Annotated in this window: 13 protein-coding genes; all 13 read left to right on the top strand. The window is 65.1% G+C overall.

Annotation, left to right across the window (positions count from 1 at the left end; all coding sequences use genetic code 11):
• Nucleotides 1-5 precede the first annotated feature (5 nt).
• The 13 genes from LAJ50_RS05940 (at nucleotide 6) to LAJ50_RS05880 (ending at nucleotide 15,618) form a co-directional block, all read left to right on the top strand.
• Nucleotides 6-1,277: a TolC family protein gene (locus LAJ50_RS05940; RefSeq protein ID WP_138652289.1), complete on the top strand. Its 1,272-nt coding sequence runs from the start codon at nucleotides 6-8 to the stop codon at nucleotides 1,275-1,277.
• On the top strand, nucleotides 1,274-2,575 hold the full coding sequence (locus tag LAJ50_RS05935) for an efflux RND transporter periplasmic adaptor subunit (protein ID WP_138652291.1): 1,302 nt from the start codon (nucleotides 1,274-1,276) through the stop codon (nucleotides 2,573-2,575). Before LAJ50_RS05940 ends, LAJ50_RS05935 begins: the two co-directional genes overlap by 4 nt.
• Nucleotides 2,572-5,748 carry a CusA/CzcA family heavy metal efflux RND transporter gene (locus LAJ50_RS05930; RefSeq protein ID WP_138652293.1) on the top strand — a complete coding sequence of 1,059 codons (3,177 nt, stop codon included), beginning with the start codon at nucleotides 2,572-2,574 and terminating at the stop codon, nucleotides 5,746-5,748. Before LAJ50_RS05935 ends, LAJ50_RS05930 begins: the two co-directional genes overlap by 4 nt.
• Nucleotides 5,749-6,024: 276 nt before the next feature.
• Nucleotides 6,025-8,511 carry a heavy metal translocating P-type ATPase gene (locus LAJ50_RS05925; RefSeq protein ID WP_074546721.1) on the top strand — a complete coding sequence of 829 codons (2,487 nt, stop codon included), beginning with the start codon at nucleotides 6,025-6,027 and terminating at the stop codon, nucleotides 8,509-8,511.
• Between the two features lie 134 nt (nucleotides 8,512-8,645).
• Nucleotides 8,646-9,032 carry a copper homeostasis periplasmic binding protein CopC gene (gene copC, locus LAJ50_RS05920; protein WP_074546722.1) on the top strand — a complete coding sequence of 129 codons (387 nt, stop codon included), beginning with the start codon at nucleotides 8,646-8,648 and terminating at the stop codon, nucleotides 9,030-9,032.
• 4 nt (nucleotides 9,033-9,036) lie between these two features.
• Nucleotides 9,037-9,966 carry a copper homeostasis membrane protein CopD gene (copD, locus tag LAJ50_RS05915; protein ID WP_110301525.1) on the top strand — a complete coding sequence of 310 codons (930 nt, stop codon included), beginning with the start codon at nucleotides 9,037-9,039 and terminating at the stop codon, nucleotides 9,964-9,966.
• A gap of 96 nt (nucleotides 9,967-10,062) precedes the next feature.
• Nucleotides 10,063-10,992 (top strand): LysR substrate-binding domain-containing protein, encoded by a 930-nt coding sequence (locus LAJ50_RS05910; RefSeq protein ID WP_074546723.1) that lies wholly within the window; start codon nucleotides 10,063-10,065, stop codon nucleotides 10,990-10,992.
• Complete coding sequence (locus tag LAJ50_RS05905; protein WP_074546724.1) at nucleotides 10,989-11,264, top strand: EexN family lipoprotein; 276 nt, start codon at nucleotides 10,989-10,991, stop codon at nucleotides 11,262-11,264. Before LAJ50_RS05910 ends, LAJ50_RS05905 begins: the two co-directional genes overlap by 4 nt.
• 221 nt (nucleotides 11,265-11,485) lie before the next feature.
• A complete protein-coding gene (locus LAJ50_RS05900; protein WP_138652295.1) occupies nucleotides 11,486-13,489 on the top strand; it encodes a conjugal transfer protein TraG in 2,004 nt (667 codons plus the stop codon).
• Complete coding sequence (locus LAJ50_RS05895) at nucleotides 13,486-13,950, top strand: ribbon-helix-helix protein, CopG family (protein WP_074546726.1); 465 nt, start codon at nucleotides 13,486-13,488, stop codon at nucleotides 13,948-13,950. Before LAJ50_RS05900 ends, LAJ50_RS05895 begins: the two co-directional genes overlap by 4 nt.
• Nucleotides 13,947-14,972, top strand: coding sequence for a P-type conjugative transfer ATPase TrbB (gene trbB / locus LAJ50_RS05890; protein ID WP_074546727.1), 1,026 nt, complete (start codon nucleotides 13,947-13,949; stop codon nucleotides 14,970-14,972). The genes LAJ50_RS05895 and trbB overlap by 4 nt, the downstream gene beginning before the upstream one ends.
• Nucleotides 14,969-15,352: a TrbC/VirB2 family protein gene (locus tag LAJ50_RS05885; RefSeq protein ID WP_074546728.1), complete on the top strand. Its 384-nt coding sequence runs from the start codon at nucleotides 14,969-14,971 to the stop codon at nucleotides 15,350-15,352. Before trbB ends, LAJ50_RS05885 begins: the two co-directional genes overlap by 4 nt.
• Nucleotides 15,349-15,618, top strand: a complete 270-nt coding sequence (locus tag LAJ50_RS05880; protein WP_074546729.1) for a VirB3 family type IV secretion system protein — start codon at nucleotides 15,349-15,351, stop codon at nucleotides 15,616-15,618. The genes LAJ50_RS05885 and LAJ50_RS05880 overlap by 4 nt, the downstream gene beginning before the upstream one ends.
• Nucleotides 15,619-15,624 lie beyond the last annotated feature (6 nt).

The raw sequence follows: 15,624 nt of genomic DNA, 5'->3' as shown, positions 1-15,624 counted from the left end.
CACCCATGTTGTCCATTCATTTCGTCCGTCACCCGAGGGTGACGGCCTTGGCTTTGTTCGTGTGGGGAGCGGCAGCTGCGATCGCGCAGGCCGCCGAACCACCGCTGACGCTGGAGGCGGCAGTGCGGCAGGGCTTGGCGCGGGCGCCGCAAATAGAGGCGCGCGCCAGCGACACCGCGGCTGCGCACGAGGAAGCCGTGCGGGCTGGCCGGTTGCCGGATCCCACCCTGAAGTTCGGGCTTTCCAACTTTCCCGTCACCGAACCGGGCGCATTCAGCTTGCGATCGGACGGAATGACCATGCGCACCATCGGCGTGACGCAGGCGATCCCATCGCGTGCAGCGCGCACGGCCGAGCGGTCGCTGGCCACCGCGCAGGTAGACGCGGCGGAGGCCGAGCGCGTGGCCGTCGAGCAAAACGTGCGCGAACGCATCGCCGATACGTGGATCGACGTGTGGGCGATCGAGCAGCGACGTGGACTGCTGCTCGACCTGCACGACGAGGCGGCGCTGGCTGTACGGATCACACAAGCGCGCCTGCGCGGCGGCGAAGGCAGCGCCGTCGATGCGCTGGCGGCGCAAGCCGAACTCGCTGCGCTGGACAATCGACTGGAAGCGACCGACGCCGATCTGGCGGCTGCGCAAGCCGGCCTGCAACGATGGCTGGGGGTGCCGCCCGGCGTGCTTGCCGCGACGCAGGACTTCAGCCGGCTGCCGGTCACCGCCGATCGCCTGGTGTCCAGCGTCGATCAACAGGCGCCGCTTCAAGCGTGGGCCGCGCGTGAGCAACTCGCGCAGGCGGCGCTTGACCAGGCTCGCGCAGCGAAACACCCAGACTGGAGCGTGAGTGCCAGCTACGGCAAGCGCGCCCCTGGCATGTCGGACATGGTGATGCTGGAGGTAGGCGTCAGCCTGCCGCTGTTCACGCACGACCGGCAAGACCGCGGCATCAGCGCCCGCCAGGCGCAACGCGACGCCGTGCAAGCCGATCACGAAGACGCGCGCCGCGCCCAGCGCGAAGCGGTGACGCGGGCGATTGCCAGCTGGCAAGGCTGGGATGGGCAGATCGAGCGCTACCAGCAAACCCTGCTGCCGCTCGCGCGCGACCGCGCGCGAACCGCGCTGGCCGGCTACCGCGCCGGAAGTTCGCTGCAACCGTGGCTGGATGCACGCCGCGCCGAGATCGAGCTGCGCCTGAACTACGCTGACGCGCTGGCATCACGCGCACGGTTGTGGGCCTCGCTTGCCTACCTGTTTCCTGCGGAGGTGACGCCATGAAGCGTCCGTTGATCATCTTTGCCGCCGTCATCGCGGCCGCCGTATTGCTCGTGCTCGGCTATTTCGGTGGCCGTCGTCAGGCCACCACCGCGCCCATGACGGCCCATCCGTCGGCGCCTGTGTCGGCGGCTGCCCGCAAGGTGCTGTACTGGTACGACCCGATGGTGCCGGAACAACATTTCGACAAGCCGGGCCTGTCGCCGATGGGCATGGAAATGGTGCCGAAGTATGCCGATGCCGCGACGGACCCGAGCGTGGTGCGCATCGATCCCGCCGTCGTGCAGAATCTGGGCGTGCGCATCGCGCCGGTCGAACGCCGGGTGCTGTCCGCAGTGGTGAAAGTCCCCGGCACCGTAGCGTGGAACTCCCGCGAGACGGTCACGGTCAGCGCCCGCGTCGATGCGGTGGTCAGCAAACTGCGGGTACGTGCGCCGTACACGCAAGTGTCGGAGGGCGAATCACTGGCTGAGCTGCTGGCGCCCCAATGGAGCAGCGCGCTGGCCGAGTACGACGCGCTGCAGGGCGCACAGTCAGCCGATGCGCAATCTCTGCGCGCCGCCGCGCGCGAGCGGCTACAGGTGCTGGGCCTGGATTCCGCGGACATCCGCGCAGCACGCGGCGGTGCGGGAGCGGCGATCACGCTGCATGCGCCTCGGAGGGGCGTTGTCACCACGCTGGATGTGCGCGAGGGACAGCGGGTGAGCGCCGGGCAAACGCTGATGACGTTGAGCGACTTGGCTACGGTCTGGGTCGAAGCGGCGCTGCCACAGGCGGTCGCAGGCGCCGTGCGCGGCGGTACATCCGTCACCGTCACGGCCGACGCACTGCCCGGTCAGGAGTTTCACGGCCGCGTTGAGGCGCTTTTGCCGGATGTCGATAACGTCACGCGGACTCAGCGAGCGCGCATCGTACTCGCAAACCCGGATGGCCGGCTGAGTCCGGGCATGTTCGTTGTCGTGCAACTGCGTCCGGCCGATGGCGAGGCGCTGCCAGTGGTGCCCGACGACGCACTGATCGCAACCGGCCAGCAGACGCGGGTGATCGTGGTGGAAGCAGACGGCCATTTCCGCCCGCTCGCCGTGCGCACGGGTCGATCGGCTGATGGCTTCACGGAGATTTTGACCGGCCTCCACGGTGGCGAGAAGGTCGTCGTGTCGGGCCAGTTCCTGATCGATTCGGAGGCCAGTCTGTCCGGCGCGCTGGAACGCTTGGGTGACGAACGAGGATCGCCGGTACCGGCCTCAGGCGACGTGGATCACGCCACGTCCCGTCCCGCGCATCCGGGAGATCACCCATGATCGCCGCCATCATCCGCGCGGCGATCGCGAACCGCGTTTTCGTACTGCTGGCCGCGCTGGCGCTCGCCGCGGTCGGCGTGTTCTCGGTCGTGCGCACGCCGCTGGACGCTTTGCCGGACTTATCCGATACCCAAGTAATCATCCGCACCAGTTGGGCCGGGCAATCGCCGCAGGTGGTGGAGGATCAGGTCACCTATCCGCTGGCCACCACGATGCTGTCGGTGCCTGGCGCCCGCACAGTGCGTGCGTACTCGTTCTTCGGCGATTCTTACGTCTATGTGCTGTTCGACAACAGCACGGATTTGTACTGGGCCCGCTCGCGCGTGCTGGAGTACCTGAGCCAGGTGCGCGACCGCCTGCCGGCCGGGGTCAACCCGTCGCTGGGGCCCGATGCCACCGGTTTGGGTTGGATTTACGAATACGCCCTGGTCGATCGTACCGGCCAGCACGATCTCGGCGAGTTGCGTGCGCTGCAGGACTGGTTCCTACGCTACCAACTGAAGACCGTTCCGGACGTGGCCGAGGTGGCCAGCCTGGGCGGCATGGAGCGCGCCTGGCAGATCGTGCCGGATCCGCAGGCGCTGGCCGCACGCGGCATCACGATTGCACAACTGGTGGATGCGGTGCGCGCGGCCAATGGTGCCAGCGGCGGCTCGGTGGTCGAGCAAGGCGAGGCGGAGCTGATGGTGCGCAGTGAAGGCTACCTGCGCAGCCGCACGGACTTCGAGAATGTACCCGTCACCACCGGTGCAAACGGCGTACCGGTGCTGTTGCGCGAGGTCGCCACGGTACAGCGTGGGCCGAGCTTCCGGCGCGGCGTCGCCGAACTGGACGGCCAGGGTGAAGTGGCCGGCGGCATCGTCGTGCTGCGCTCGGGCAAGAACGCGAAGGCCGCGATCGAGGCGGTCAAGGCGAGATTCACCGAACTTAAGCGCAGCCTGCCGGCCGGCGTCGAGATCGTGCCGACTTACGACCGCTCACAGTTGATCGACGCAGCGGTGGAGAACCTTTGGGACAAGCTGCTGGAAGAGTTCCTGGTGGTCGCGTTGGTCTGCCTGCTGTTCCTCGGCCACCTGCGCTCGGCGCTGGTGGCGGTGGTCAGCCTGCCGCTGGGCGTGCTCGCCGCCTTCATCGCGCTGCACCTGCAGGGCGTGACCGCGAACCTGATGTCGCTCGGCGGCATCGCCATCGCGATCGGTGCGATGGTCGACGCCGCAGTGGTGATGATCGAGAACGCGCACAAACATCTGGAGCACTGGCGCGACGCGCACGGCGGCGACGAACCGCGGGGCCAGGTGCGCTGGTCGCTGCTCGCCGAGGCTGCGGCAGAAGTGGGTCCTGCGCTGTTCGTCAGCCTGCTGATCATCGCACTGTCCTTCATCCCGGTGTTTGCGCTGACCGGGCAGGAGGGCAAGTTGTTCAAGCCGTTGGCGTTCACCAAGACCTACGCGATGGCGGCAGCGGCCGGGCTGGCGGTGACACTGGTGCCGGTGCTGATGGGCTACCTGATCCGCGGGCGCATCCGGCCCGAGCACGCCAACCCGCTCAACCGCGGCCTGATCGCTTTGTACCGGCCGATCCTGGAAGCGGTGCTGCGTTATCCGAAGACGACTCTTACGCTGGCCGGACTGTTGCTGCTTACCGCACTGCTGCCTATTAGCCGGCTCGGCAGCGAGTTCATGCCTGCGATGGACGAGGGCACGTTGCTGTACATGCCTACCGCGCTGCCGGGCCTGTCCTCGGGCAAGGCCGCGCAACTGTTGCAGCTCACCGATCGCATGATCAAGACCGTGCCTGAGGTCGAGCATGTGTTCGGCAAGGCCGGCCGTGCCGACACGGCCACCGATCCAGCACCGATAGAGATGTTCGAAACCACGATCACGTTCAAGCCGAAAGCGCAGTGGCGTCCCGGCATGACGATGGACAAGCTCAAGATGGAGCTGAATCAAGCGGTGCACGTGCCGGGTCTGACCAACCTGTTCGTGCCGCCGTTGCGCAACCGAATTGACATGCTGGCCACCGGAATCAAGAGCCCGATCGGGATCAAGGTGCTAGGCAGCGACGTGGCTAGCCTGCAAGCGGTGGCCGACCGGATCGAGGCGGTCGCGCGTAACGTACCCGGTATGGGCTCGGCGATTGCCGAACGCGCCGCCAGCGGACGCTACATCGACGTGCGAGTCCGCCGCGCCGAAGCGGCTCGCTACGGACTGAGCCAGCAGCAGGTGCAGCAGCTGGTGGCGACGGTGGTTGGCGGCGACCCGATCGACCAGGTGGTCGCGGGGCGCGAGCGCTATCCGATCGTACTGCGCTATCCACGCGCGGCGCGCGACTCGCTGGCCGCGCTGGCGCAGTTGCCGATCGTCGCAGCAAACGGCGCGCAGCTGACGCTGGGCCAAGTAGCCGATATTGAGGTCGTCGGCGGGCCGCCGATGCTGAAGAGCGAGAACGGTCAACTGGCAACCTATGTCTACGTCGATACCGCCGGCCGAGACCTCGGTGCGGTGGTGGCCGATCTACAGCGGACCGTGGCCCGCGAGGTGCGCCTGCCGCCAGGCGTCACGCTGTCGTGGTCGGGTCAGTTTGAGTATCTGGCGCAGGCAATGCAGCGACTGACCTTGGTGGTGCCGGTCGTATTGTTGATCGTGTTGGTATTGATCTACGTCGTGTTTCGTCGAGCCAGCGAGGCAATGCTGATCATGGCCAGCGTGCCACTGGCGCTGGTGGGCGGACTGTGGCTGATCTGGCTGCTCGGCCATGCGGTGTCGGTGGCGACGATGATCGGCTTCATCGCGCTGGCCGGGGTCGCCGCCGAATTCGGCGTCGTGATGATGCTGTACCTGCGCCACGCGTGGGATCGCCGGATGGCCACCGATCCGCACGCGGGCTTGGCCGAACTGGACGAGGCGATCCGCGAAGGTGCGGTGCAGCGGGTCCGGCCGAAGGCCATGACCGTCGCCGTCATCCTGGCCGGTCTGCTGCCAATCCTGCTCGGCCACGGGGCCGGTTCGGAAGTGATGCAGCGCATCGCTGCGCCGATGGTCGGCGGCATGCTTACCGCGCCCCTGCTGTCCATGCTCGTGCTGCCCGCAGCGTTCCAGCTTCTGATGCGGCACCGGCTGCACAGGGCCAAGCAGTCGAGCCCGAAGCCCAGTGCCTATCGGGAGCAGTCCTGACGCGATCGCGCCCGTAAAGCCCTGACGTTCGGCGGCGTGACTACGCCTACGTATCAGGATCGCCGGCCGGCGCGCCCAATTGAATGACATAACGATTACAGAAAGGTAACGGGGAGGTCATTCGCCCGACAGCAGCCGCTACCTACAGTTTCCCGATGACGAATTTCATTGGGACCGGCATTTCTGGCATTCGGCTGCCGCCTCTATCTGCCGGCCATCGCTTGGCCGGCGGCTGGGCGTAGGCATTGGTCCATCCAAAAGGTTGGGAGCATCCCTATGAACCACCCTGGCAAGCCATCGAAACACGCTCATTCGCAAGAGGGTGTGCCCCTGAGTGCTGCAGCCCTCGGGACACCTGGGAGCCACAGCCCTGATGGCGGCGTGCCCGTACAAGGCGATGGCCTGCCTCAATCCGATTCCGCATTGCCGACTGATACGACGCGGCGTGACCCGGTTTGTGGCATGACGGTTACTGCACAGTCGGCGCACCGATCCATTCATCGCGGACACACGCACCTCTTTTGCAGCGCGGGCTGCAAGCGCAAGTTCGACGCCGATCCAGCACGGTACGTCAGCGACATTTCTAGCACCGCCGGAAACGACACCCTCACTCACAGCTGCCATCAATCCAGTCCAACCGCTCAACAGCCATCGGTCGTGGCACCTGGGACGGTCTATACCTGCCCGATGCATCCCGAGATCCGCCAGGATCATCCGGGCACCTGCCCCAAATGCGGCATGACCCTAGAGCCGCTACTGCCCGAACTCGACGACGATAACCCGGAGCTACGCGACTTTTCACGGCGCTTTTGGTGGACGCTGCCCCTGACGCTGGTGGTCCTGGCCTTGGCAATGCTGGGCGAGCGCCTGCATCTCATGGACATGACGGTGCAGAGCTGGGTCGAGCTGGTGCTGTCGTTGCCGATCGTTCTGTGGGCCGGATGGCCATTCTTCGCGCGCGGGTGGCTGTCCGTAATCAATCGCAGTCCGAACATGTGGACACTCATCGGCCTCGGCACGGGCGCGGCTTTCATCTACAGCGTGGTCGCAACGGTCGCGCCGGAGGTGTTTCCGAAGTCCTTCATGTCCATGGGTCGCGTGGGCGTTTATTTCGAGGCCGCAGCCGTCATCATTTCGCTCACCCTGCTGGGCCAAGTGTTGGAACTCAAAGCCCGCTCGCAGACCTCCGCCGCAATCAAGTCCTTGCTTGGGCTCGCCCCGAAGACTGCGCGCCGCATCCGCGCTGACGGTGGCGAGGAGGACATACCGCTTAGCCATGTCCACGTCGGCGACCTGCTGCGCATTCGGCCAGGTGAGAAAGTCCCCGTCGATGGAGTGGTCTTCGAGGGCACCAGCTCGGTGGACGAATCCATGCTGACGGGCGAGCCGCTGCCAGTCAGCAAGCGCGAAGGAGACAAGGTCATCGGGGCGACGCTCAACACCCATGGTTCGCTTGTCATGCGGTCGGAGCGGATCGGATCGGAAACCGTGTTGTCGCAGATCGTCCAGATGGTTGCGCAGGCCCAGCGCTCCAAGGCGCCGATGCAGCGCATGGCGGACATCGTTGCCGGATACTTCGTGGCGACTGTCGTTGCTATTGCCATCACAACTTTCTTCGTCTGGGGATTTTTCGGGCCACAACCCTCTTGGGTTTACGGACTGATCAATGCCGTAGCTGTGTTGATCATTGCCTGCCCCTGCGCGCTAGGACTCGCGACACCCATGTCGATCATGGTCGCAACCGGCCGTGCCGCAACACAGGGTGTTCTTTTCCGCGACGCGGCGGCTATTGAGAATCTTCGCAAGGTTGACACGCTGGTTATCGACAAAACCGGCACGTTGACCGAAGGGCGGCCCGTCTTTAACTGCGTGATACCGGCCGCCGGCTTCGCAGCCGAGGAGGTGCTGCGCCTTGCTGCCAGCCTCGATCAAGGCAGTGAGCATCCGCTGGCTGAAGCCATCGTGCAGGCCGCACGTGCCCAAGGCTTGACTCTCGTCAAGCCTCAGACCTTCGAGTCGGGTTCCGGCCTGGGCGTGCGTGGCAACGTGGAACACCAGCAACTGGCGCTAGGCAATACGGTGTTGATGGAGCAAGTGGGCGTGTCGGTCGCACCGCTTGTTCCGCAGGCCGAGACGCTTCGCACCGAGGGCGCCAGTGTCATGTACTTGGCCGTAGACGGCCAGCTCGCCGGCCTGCTTTCGGTGTCCGATCCGGTCAAGGCCAGCACGCCCGAAGCTCTTGCTGCGCTAAAGGCAGCGGGCCTGCGCGTCATCATGGCGACTGGCGATGGCAAGACCACCGCCAAGGCGGTAGGTGCGCGGCTCGACATCGACGACGTGCATGGCGAGGTCAAGCCGGCAGACAAACTCTTGCTGATCGAACGCCTTCAGAAAGAAGGTCGCATCGTCGCCATGGCCGGCGACGGCATCAATGATGCGCCGGCTCTCGCCAAGGCGGACGTCGGTATCGCGATGGGCACTGGGACCGACGTGGCGATGAACAGCGCGCAAGTGACGCTCGTCAAGGGCGATCTGCGCGGGATCGTCGTTGCGCGTGCGCTCTCCGTGAGCACGGTACGCAACATGAAGCAAAACCTCGTGTTCGCGTTCTTCTACAACGCGCTGGGCATCCCTATCGCTGCCGGTGTTTTGTATCCGGTCACGGGCTGGTTGTTGTCGCCTTTGATCGCCGCATTGGCGATGAGCCTGAGTTCGGCTTCGGTCGTCGGCAACGCGCTTCGGCTGCGGCGCGACAGGCCGTGAAAAATCATCCCTTCGCCTAAACAGAGGAGTTCCGCATTGAAGTCGCACATCGCAAATCGAAGCTAAATCGCCGTCAGGTTTTGTATTGGCCCACCACACTCACTCAGCAGTTCAAGTCACGCAAAGGAGCCACCATGTCCATGCCACGTTTCATATCCAAAGTCGCCGTATTCCTCAGTGCAGCACTGCTCGCCACGGCAGCATTTGCCCATCCCAAGCTGCTTTCCTCGACGCCAGCGGACAAGTCCGAAGTTGCCGCGCCGTCGAACATTGAGCTGAAGTTCTCCGAAACTCTCGTTACGAAGCTCTCTGCCGCGAGTCTCGTCATGACAAGCATGCCTGGCATGGCCGATCACGGACCCATGAAGGTCAGTGTGAACGTGTCGGGCGCCAGCGATGGAAAGACCATGGTCATCACGCCGGCGCAACCGTTGCAGCCAGGTGCCTATCGCGTGGAGTGGCGCGCCGTCTCGTCGGACACTCATACGATCACCGGCAACTTCACTTTCCAGGTGAAATGAACCGGTGGTCGATGACTGGCTGAATATCGCATTGCGCTTCGCGCTCTATGCGAACATGGCGACGCCGTTCGGCGTCGCCGCGTTCGGCGTCTACGCCTTGCACGGAAGCGAGCGATCTTCACCGATCGCGCGCCGCTTTCGAGCCGTGATCGGGTGCGCGGCCGCCATCAGCATCGTGTTGTCGCTATTGAGCATGGCCGTTCTGGCCAAGACCATGTCTGGCGCGCAGAGCTATGGTGAATTGTCGAGCGACATCTTCAGCATGATGCTGACGGGTACCCACATGGGTGTCGCTTGGATAGTGCGCATATTTGCCTTGGCGGCTTGCGTCGTGCTTGCTACGACGAAGCGGAACATGACTTCCCGCTTCGTCGGACTAACCACTGCAAGCGGTATAGCTCTCGCCACGCTCGCGTGGTCGGGACACGGGGCGATGGACGACGGTGTGCGCGGCTACATGCATCTCACAGCGGACATCGCTCATTTATGGGCGGCCGGTACTTGGTCCGGGGCGTTGCTCGCTTTCTTGATGCTTTCTGCTATCAAGCCGGACGACACTCGCAGTTCGATCGAAATCCTGAGCAGAACGTCGAACGGATTTGCTCGAATCGGAACTGTGATCGTCGCAACGCTGACGCTTAGCGGTGCCGTCAACTACGTGCTGATCGCGGGTCCTTCGCTTTCCCCCATCGTCACGACGTTCTACGGCCGATTGCTGTTGGGGAAACTCGCGTTGTTAGCGGGAATGCTCGTGCTGGCAGCCGCAAACCGTTATCGGCTGAGTCCGCGCCTGGAAGCGGCATTGGCGACTGGTGGGGAGCACGCCGAGGCTGTCGAGATCTTACGCCGCAGCCTGTTCGCCGAGATCGCCTTGGCGGTGGTGGTCCTGGCGTGCGTCGCGTGGCTCGGGATTCTGGACCCTGCCGCGCCATGAGGTTTTCAACACCTTCATTGCGGAGGCTAAGAGCACGTCAGCAACTGTAGTCGGTTGAAACGTAGCTGGGTAGAAAAGCCCATAGGAGATAAGCTAGTGGAGCTTCGTCATCTGCGTTGTTTCCTGGCAGTAGCAGAGGAGCTTCACTTCGCGCGCGCGGCGGAGCGGCTGCATATCGAGCAATCGCCTTTATCGCGTGCCATAAAGGAGCTGGAAGAGGACTTGGGCACCCAGCTTTTCGCGCGCACTACCCGCAGCACTCGCCTGACTCGCGCAGGCAAACTATTTCTGGAGCACGTCCCGCGTGTCTTCACTGCCTTGGAGCAGGCGCGCGACAGTGTGAAGGCTGCCGTCAACGGCTTTCACAGCCAGTTGCGGGTCGCGTTGTCGGACGGCATCCCGCCGTCGCGCTTTTCGACCTTCTTGGCGTTGTGCCGCCAAGAGGAACCCGAAATCGAGATACGTCTGTCCGAGGTTCCGCTGGCGCAGCAACTCAAAGGTCTTCACGACGACCTGTACGACGTAGGGTTTGCTCGGTCGGACGAGGTCTCCGATGGCTTCATTGCTGAAGCCATTTGGAACGACCCGTTGATGGTGGCCGTGCCAGCGCGGCATCCACTGCTGACATTCAAACGCATTCCACTCGATGAGGTGCTGCGCTATCCCCTGGTGCTTGGCGACCCTCATGCTTGCGAAGGCTATGCGAAGCAGATCGAGCGCGTGCTGCGACGGGTCGATCAAGAGCCGTTGATCGCCGAACGAGTGGCATCCATCGATCTCATGATGGCCCTCGTGGCGGCGGGCTACGCGTTGGGCCTGGCCGGCGGTTCGCAGATCTCAGCCAGCCGCGAACCGGGCGTCGTGGCACGCCCGCTGGCTGGGCGAACGACTATGCTCACCACCTATCTACTTCGTCCGGACAGTGAGCCTTCGGAGACGTTGGCGCGCTTTATCGAGAGAGCCAGAACCATCGGGCCGCCCGTCGTACTGCCGCGCCCCGATGCACTAGAGGAGACCGATCCATGAAGATTCTTGTGCCACTCGCAGTTGCTGCGACATTGGTCGCCTGTGGAAAAACAGAGCAGACCGGAACGGCGCCTACGTCCTCGTCAACCGAAACGGTGGAATCTCTCGCTGCCAACCCCGAGCGGTTGAAGGCGCTGCGCGAGCAGTGCAAAACTGACCGTGCCAAGCTGGGCGACGAACTGTGCAACCGCGTAGCCCAGGCGACGAATCGGCGCTTCTTCGGCGACGGCAAGACCCCCTATAACCCGCCCAAGGAAGCGCCGAAGTTCTGATTGTTGCCGATTCGCACGAAACTTCCATTTCCTAACTCCATACGCCGCAATGCGCCCTCGCTTGCGGCGTTTCTCGTTGGTCCGCCCCTGCGCGAAATCTTGCTTTTTCCTCGATATTTCTTCCGATAACGGTCTTTGACCGGCCCTCGACCTGACTCCGATCCTCGCGTGTGCGGCACGCCCTTGTGCCGCGTGTTGCACAGGAGAAATCGGAGGCCGAGATGCAAGGTCAAGGCGTGCTGTTCGGACAGATTGCCGTGGTATTCGGCATCGTGTTTGCCGGCGTGTGGGCCGCCACACAATGGACAGCAGCCGCCCTTGGCTACCAAGTACGCCTTGGCTCGCCCTGGTTCGACTTCCTTCACACGCCGGTGTACCACCCTTGGCGGCTGTTCGAGTGGTGGTTCCTCTACGACGGCTATGCCCCGCGCATCTTCGACAAGGGCGGCGCCATTGCGGGCGGCAGTGGCCTGGTCGCGGTGCTGGTCGCCATCGCCATGTCGGTATGGCGCTCGCGGCAGTCGAAGCTGGTCACGACCTACGGCTCGGCACGCTGGGCCGAAGCTGCCGACATTCGCAAGGCCGGTCTCGACAAGCCCGTCGGCGTGTTCCTCGGCCTGCATCGCGGCCAATACCTGCGGCACGAAGGCCCGGAACACGTCCTGACCTTCGCGCCGACGCGCTCCGGCAAAGGCGTCGGCCTGGTGGTGCCCACGCTGTTGAGCTGGCCGGCGTCCGCCGTCATCCACGACATCAAGGGCGAGAACTGGCAGATCACGGCCGGCTGGCGTTCGCGCTTCTCGCACTGCCTGCTGTTCAACCCGACCGATCCGAAGTCGGCCGCGTACAACCCGCTGCTGGAGGTCCGGCGTGGCGCGCATGAAGTGCGCGACGTACAGAACATCGCGGACATCCTGGTCGATCCCGAAGGCGCGCTCGAACGCCGCAATCATTGGGAGAAGACTTCGCACGCGCTGCTGGTCGGCGCCATCTTGCACGTGCTGTATGCGGGCGAAGACAAGACGCTGCGCGGTGTCGCCAATTTCCTCTCCGATCCCGCGTGCCCGTTCGAGCTGACGCTGCACCGGATGATGACGACGCGGCATCTCGGCGACGTGCCGCATCCCGTCGTCGCGTCCGCGGCGCGCGAGGTGTTGAACAAGTCAGACAACGAGCGGTCAGGCGTGCTGTCCACGGCCATGTCGTTCCTCGGCCTGTACCGCGACCCCACGGTGGCCGAAGTCACCTCGCGCTGCGACTGGCGCATCGCCGACCTCATCGCATCCGAACACCCCGTCTCGCTGTACCTGGTCGTGCCGCCTTCGGACATCAGCCGCACGAAGCCGCTGGTGCGCCTGATCCTCAACCAGATCGGCCGACGCCTCACCGAATCGCTCGACGGCAGCGACGGCATCACGCGCCGTCACAAGCTGCTGCTGATGCTCGACGAGTTCCCAGCGCTGGGCCGGCTTGACTTCTTCGAGACGGCGCTGGCGTTCATGGCCGGCTACGGCATCCGCAGCTTCCTCATCGCGCAGTCGCTCAACCAGATCGACAAAGCCTACGGCCAGAACCATTCCATCCTCGACAACTGCCATGTGCGCGTGACGTTCGCCACCAACGACGAACGTACCGCCAAGCGCATCTCCGACACGCTCGGCACCGCAACCGAACTGCGCGCGCAGCGCAACTACGCCGGCCACCGGCTCGCGCCGTGGCTCGGACACCTGATGGTGTCTCGCCAGGAAACGGCACGCCCCCTCTTGACGCCCGGTGAAGTGATGCAGCTACCACCGGACGACGCCGTGGTGATGGTTTCCAGCGTCGCGCCGATCAGGGCCAAGAAGCTGCGCTACTACGCCGACGCGAATTTCAGGCGCCGCGTGTTGCGTCCGCCCACGCTCGCTGCCGGGAGCTATGCCGACGCACCGCCCATACGGCCCGACGACTGGAGCGCACTGGCGGTCCCCGCTGTTCCTGCTGCGCCCGCCGCTGCGAGCCTGCTGGACGACGACATCGGCACTTCCGATGACGGCGGCCCGCGCCGGCAGCCGGAGCTGTCCGAAGCCGCCGCCTACAGCCCCGAAGAACAGCCGGCGGACAACGATCTGGCGCTGCTCGATGACGACGATCTTCCGTTGCCGCTTCCCCGCCAACTCGATCCGGCCATGCAGCGCACAGCCCGGCTGGCGTCCCTCGACCAACACGACGGGATCGAGCTATGAGCCAGTACCGACTCAACCTGTTCATTCCGCACGAGCACGCCAAGCGGCTCGATGAGTTGGCCGCGAAGAAGGGCGTGTCCAAGTCCTCCATCGTCGCGGCGGCACTCGCGTCCTGGCTCTCGCCCGACGCGGGCGACCAGCGCGAGGCCGCCATCGCCAAGCGGCTCGACCGGCTGACCCGCCAGTTCGAGAAGCTGGAGCGCGACCAAAACATCGAGATCGAAACGCTGGCGCTGTTCGTCCGCTACTTCCTGACGGTGAGCACGCCGGTTCCCGAAGCCCACCAGGAGGCCGCCCGCGCGCAGGGCAAAGCTCGCTTCCAGCAGTTCGTCGAACAGCTCGGCCGCCACCTGATGCGCGGACGCAGCTTGGTGCGCGACGTGGTGGAGGAACTGAACCCCGACACCGCACGACTGGATGACGCGGCGGCATTGGCCGAAGCGCAGGAGCGTTCCTCATGAGCGCGCAACCGCAGTCCTTCGCCACCACGTCGCTCGACCGGCGCATCCGCATGTTGCGCACGGCGATGGGACCGCTGATCGCCGCCGCGCTCGAAGACCCGGACGTGGTGGAAATCATGCTCAACCCCGACCGCACACTATGGGTGGATCGCCTATCGTCGGGCCGCGCACCGATGGGCGCGGAGCTGTCCGAGGAAGACGGCGAACGCATCATCCGCCTGGTCGCGGCGCACGTCGGCGCAGAAGTGCATCGCGGCCAGCCACTGTTGACGGCCGAGCTGCCGGAAACCGGCGAGCGCTTCGAGGGCATCCTGCCGCCGGCCGCGCCGGGTCCGGCCTTCGCGCTGCGCAAGCGTGCGGTCGGCGTGATTCCGCTGGATCGCTACATCACCGACGGGATGATGACCGTCGAACAGGCCGCGTTCCTGCGCGTCGCTGTACGCGATCGGCAGAACATCCTCATCGCCGGCGGCACCAGTACCGGCAAGACCACGCTCGCCAATGCCTTGCTCGCGGAGATTGCAGCCACCGGCGACCGCGTGCTGGTACTCGAAGACACGGTGGAGCTGCAATGCGCGGCGCGCGACCACGTACCGCTGCGCACGCGCGCCGGCGTCGTGTCGATGACCGAGCTGGTGCGCGCCACGATGCGCCTGCGCCCCGACCGCGTGATCGTCGGCGAAGTGCGCGGCGGCGAGGCGCTGGATCTCATCAAGGTGTGGGGCACCGGCCATCCCGGCGGCATCGCCACGATCCACGCCGGTTCCGCGCTCGGCGCACTGCTGCGCCTGGAGCAACTGATTCTCGAAGTGGCCGTGAACCCGCCGCGTGCGCTCGTCGCCGAGGCCGTCAACGTCGTCATCCACATCGCTGGCCGCGGCCAGCGGCGTCGCATCGAGAGCATCGCCCGCGTCGTCGGCTTCGACCGCGGCGGCTATCGCCTGGCGGATGCGCTGGAGCCGTCGCCTCCCGAACTGCCGCTGTCTTCCTCGTCCCCTAACCACCCTGGAGAACTGTCATGACGCAGACACATGCCCCTGATTTCCGCTTCTCCGTAAATCCGGTTTCCATCCCCACACGCCTGCGCCGCCTGATCGGGCCGGCGCACCACGGCCTGTTGTCGGCAGCCGTCATGCTGATGACGGCCGGCACAGCGCAGGCTGCCGGTTCCTCGATGCCCTGGGAAGGGCCGCTGCAATCCATCCTCGAATCCATCCAAGGGCCGGTCGCGCGCATCGTCGCGGTCATCATCATCATCGCCACCGGCCTCGCACTGGCCTTCGGCGACACGTCGGGCGGCTTCCGCAAGCTCATCCAGATCGTGTTCGGCCTGTCCATCGCGTTCGCGGCGTCGAGCTTCTTCCTGTCGTTCTTCAGCTTCTCCGGCGGCGCCGTCGTATGAGCGCGGCCAGCGACTTGCCGGGCTTCGAGGTGCCGCTGCATCGCTCGTTGACCGAGCCGATCCTGCTGGGCGGCGCGCCGCGCACCGTGGCGATCGCCAACGGCACGCTCGCCGCTGCCGTGGGCTTGGGCCTGCAGCTCTGGATTCCCGGCGTCGTGCTCTGGATCGTCGGCCATTCGCTGGCCGTGTGGGGAGCGCGCGTCGATCCGCAGTTCATGCAGGTGTTCGCCAAACACCTCAAGCACAAGCCGCTGCTGGACGTGTGACGGGAG

It is taken from the genome of Pseudoxanthomonas sp. X-1 (assembly GCF_020042665.1).
Classification (GTDB): Bacteria; Pseudomonadota; Gammaproteobacteria; order Xanthomonadales; family Xanthomonadaceae; genus Pseudoxanthomonas_A; species Pseudoxanthomonas_A spadix_A.
This window is presented reverse-complemented; position numbering and strand designations above follow the sequence as displayed.